We start from the raw sequence: 4,111 nt of genomic DNA, 5'->3' as shown, positions 1-4,111 counted from the left end.
CGCATCGCCGCCGCGCCTGCGGTGGGGTCGGCGACCAACCGCAGCATCGCCACCACGTCGGCCACCTCGGGAATAGACAGCAGCCCGGCCAGTCCCACCACTTCCACCGGGATGCCGCGGGCACGCAGCACCTCGGCCATCGGCGCGGCGTCGGCGTTTCGCCGAACCAGCACCGCGGCGGTCGGCGGCGCAATCCCGTCGGCGCGGCAGCACTGGTAGCGGCGGTACAGATGGTCGGCGATCCACTCGCGGTCGGCCTGCATGTCGGGCAGCAAGGCAATGCGGACTGCGCCCGCGGCGGCGTCCGGACGTGCGCGCAGAGCCCGCACGGCGACCGACCGGCGCCGGGCTTCCGCGGAAACGGCGTTGGCCAACTGCAGGATCCGCGGCGGGTTGCGCCAGCTGGTACGCAACTCGAGGATCGGCGCAGGGGTGCCGTCGGATCGGGGAAAGTCGGTGGCGAACCGCGGCAGGTTGGTTGCTGAGGCACCGCGCCAGCCGTAGATCGACTGGATCGGGTCGCCGACGGCCGTCAGCGCCAATTCGTCGTCGACCCCGCGGCCGAACAACGCCGACAACGCGACGCGCTGGGCATGCCCGGTGTCCTGGTATTCGTCGAGCAGCACCACCCGATAGCGTTCGCGCAGCTGCGCACCGACCTGGGGGCATCTCGAGGCCAGTCGGGCGGCCAGGGCCATCTGCAACCCGAAGTCCATCACGTTCTCGCTAAGCATGCGCCGGTGCAGCGCTTCGACCAGCGGAACCAACTCGGTGCGCTCGGTTTGCGTGGCCAGCATCCGCAGCAGCCACTGGCTAGGGCCGCGCTCTCGCTGGTAGGGACCGGCCGGCAGGGTATGGACCAACCGTTCCAACTCCACATGGGTGTCGCGGAGCTGTTCGGTGTCGACGAGGTGTTCGGTGAGCTGACTCCACAGCCGCAGCACCATCGCGGTCACTGAGGCCGGATTCTTGTCGGTGTGCAACTCGCCGCGGTAGCCGCTGACCACGTCGAAGGCCACCTGCCACAGCTCGGTCTCGCTGAGCAGCCGGGTGTCGGGTTCGATCGGCAACAGCAAGCCGTGTTCGCGCAACAGGGCACCGGCGAAGGCATGGTAGGTGCTGACCGCCGGCGACGCCGGCTCGTGGGCTGCCCGGCCTCCGGTTGCCATGCCGACACCGGCCAGCCGGGCCAGCCGCGACCGTACCCGGCGCAACAGTTGACCGGCGGCCTTGCGGGTGAAGGTCAACCCCAACACCTGATCGGGCGAGGCGTAGCCGTTGGCGACCAGCCACACCACTCGCGCGGCCATCGTCTCGGTTTTGCCCGCACCTGCCCCGGCGATCACTACAAGCGGCCCCGGCGGCGCGGCGATGACGGCGGCCTGCTCGGCAGTGGGTTCGAGAAGCCCTAGCGCGCAGGCCAATTCGGCCGGGCTGTACCGCGGCGTCGCCGTCACTGCTTGCCCCCCACGTGTGCCGGGCAGCTGGGCCGTATCGGACAGTGCGTGCAGCCGTCGTTGATCCGGGCGATGAACCGCGGGCCGGCGGTTGCCGTCGCGGCCTGCTGAACAAGCCTGCGCCACTCGTCGCGCGCGGACGGCGTGAGCGGATCCTGCTCGCGCTCGGTGGCGCCGTTGGGTCCGCTCCTGCCCAGATAGACCAGGCGGCCGCCGCCTGGTTCGTCGCCCTGAGACACCAAGCCCTCGGCGACCGCCAGCTGATACATCGCCAGCTGCGCGTGCCGCTGCGCGTCGTCCTTGCTGACCGGCGTCTTGCCGGTCTTGACGTCGACAATCACCAGCCGGCCGGCAGCGTCGCGCTCGATCCGGTCGACACGTCCGCGCAGCCGGACCCTAGCGCCGCCCTCTGTGTCGATGACCCCGTCGACGTCGACTTCGACGCCGACCTGGGTCAGCTCCTGGCGGCTCTGCGCCCGCCACGCCAGGAATGTCTCGATCATGGCGCGGTGACGGGCCAGTTCGTTGGCCGAATACCACGGCGACTCGAACGGCAGATGTTGCCAAGCCCGCTCAAGCTCGGCCAGCAGCTGCCGGTCGCTGCCTCGCGGTTCGGCGATCAGCGCGTGCAGCAGCGACCCGATGGTGGCGCCCAGATCGCGCGGGGCGGTTCCGCCGTGGCGTTCGGCCAACCAGCGCAGCGGGCAGTCGGTGAGCGTCTGCAGGCTCGACGGCGTCAGGGTGACCACGTGGTCGTCGCCGCTCCACAGCGGCTGCACCGTGCTGACCGGGATGAGGCCGTACCACTGGGCGGGGTCCGCACCCGGCACACCGGCCTTGGCCAGCCGCGCCAATTGCGCTGCAGCGCTGGCACGCTCGGCGTCGTCGACTGCACCGTCGGGCGCGCAGACCACGCCGCGCAGCCGGCCCACCACCGCCGGCGCCGACAGCAGCCGCGGCGATGCCACCGGCGTGAGGTCGAGATCGTCGGTGGCGCATCGTGCCACCTCGAAGAAGAACGGCGACGGCAGCTCGGAGTCGGCTGCTGCGCCGGCGTCGCCGGCTTCGGCGTCGACCGCGGTCACGACGAGCCGCCGACAGGCCCGACCCATCGCAGCCACCAGCAGTCGGCGCTCGTCGGCCAGCAGCGGAGCGTGCACCGAGGCGTGCTCCCCGATCCCGTCGATGACGTCCAGCAGCCGCTGGGTGCTCAGCACTCCGCCGCGCGGAATCGTGTTGGGCCACAAGCCGTCCTGCAGGCCGGCGATGACGACCAGGTCCCACTCGTGTCCTAGCGCAGCATGCGCGCTGAGCACGCTGACCTGCTCAGCCGGTGCCACCGGGTCGCGACGCGCGGTCGGAAGTTGCAGCCCGCAGACATGCTCGACGAGCCCACGCAGGGACGCTCCAGCGGTTCGCGACACGTACTCGTCGGTGACGTCGAACAGCGCCGTGACCGCATCGAGGTCGCGCGCCGCCTGAGCGCCGGCCGGCCCGCCGCGGTCAATTGCCGTCAACCACCGACCCTGCAGACCGGAGCGGTGCCATGCCGCCCACAGCGTGTAGCGCGGATCCTGGCCTGCCCGATGGCAGCGGGCCGCAGCACCAAGTACCGCACGCAGCCGGCGCAGCGGGCGCGCCTGCACCGCGGATAGTCGGGGCGGCTCGTCGCTGATCAGCGCGGCCACCAGCAGCTCACCGAAATCCGAGTGGGCGCCGCCGCGGCGCAGCGCGCGCCGCAGTGAGCGCAGCGATACCGGATCCACCCGGCCGATCGGTCCGGTCAACAGCGTCAGTGCCTGGGCGGCGTCCAGCCCGTCGGCTGTGGCTGCCAGCACCGTCAGCAAAGCCCGCGCCGCGGGCTGTTCGGCCAGCGAGCCGCCGATCGGTGGTATGGCCACCGGGACACCGGCCCTGGCCAGGGCCTGCGGCAACGTCGCAGCAACCCGCGACACTGACCGGACGATGACCGCCATCTGTGACCACGGCACTCCGTCGACCAGGTGTGCGCGCCGCAGGGTGTCGGCGATGATCGTGGCCTCCGCATGTGCCGAGGCCGCCAACTGCACTGCCACCGAACCGGAATCGGTGCCTGAGCCGGTGATCGTGCCGTCGACTCCGGCGGGAAGCCGGCGCGCGATCGCGGTGATCGCGCCGGCTACGGCCGGAGGGCAGCGCTTCGAGACCGTCAAGCTCACCGATGGTGAGTCGTCGGCCAACAAGGCGGCCGGATCGGCGCCGCGAAAACCGAACACCGCCTGGCTGGGATCCCCCGCGATCAAGGCGAGATCAGCACCGGCGGCCAGCACTCGAACCAGCTGCGCCGCCTGGGGGTCGAGCTGCTGCGCGTCGTCAACCAGCAGCAGCCGAATCCGGGCGCGTTCAGCGGCCAGCAGTTCCGGGTCGGCGGCGAACGCGTCCAGTGCCGTGCCAACCAGTTCGGCCGCCCCCAGCGCCGGAACCCTCGCTTGCGGGGCCGCTGTGCCGACTGCCGCGCGCAGCAGCATCACCTGCTCGTACTGTTGCGCGAATTGGCCGGCGGCCGCCCATTCCGGACGCCCGTGCAGCCGGCCCAGCCGCCGCAGTTGCCGTGGGTCGACTCCGCGTTCGGCGGACCGCGCCAGCAGATCGCGAAGTTCGGCCGCGAAGCCGGC

At 71.5% G+C, this 4,111-nt stretch carries 2 protein-coding genes; both read right to left on the bottom strand.

Annotation, left to right across the window (positions count from 1 at the left end):
- Positions 1 to 1,457 (bottom strand): ATP-dependent helicase (locus ACFE99_RS23380; protein ID WP_375489014.1); only part of this gene is annotated, 1,457 nt, incomplete at its 3' end.
- Positions 1,454 to 4,111: PD-(D/E)XK nuclease family protein (locus ACFE99_RS23375; RefSeq protein ID WP_375489012.1), on the bottom strand; the 2,658-nt coding region annotated here is incomplete at its 5' end. The genes ACFE99_RS23380 and ACFE99_RS23375, both read right to left, overlap by 4 nt.

The sequence above is a fragment of the uncultured Mycobacterium sp. genome, assembly GCF_964249325.1.
Taxonomy (GTDB): Bacteria; Actinomycetota; Actinomycetes; order Mycobacteriales; family Mycobacteriaceae; genus Mycobacterium.
Note: the sequence above shows the minus strand (reverse complement) of the source record. Positions and strands in the feature narration are given on the sequence as shown.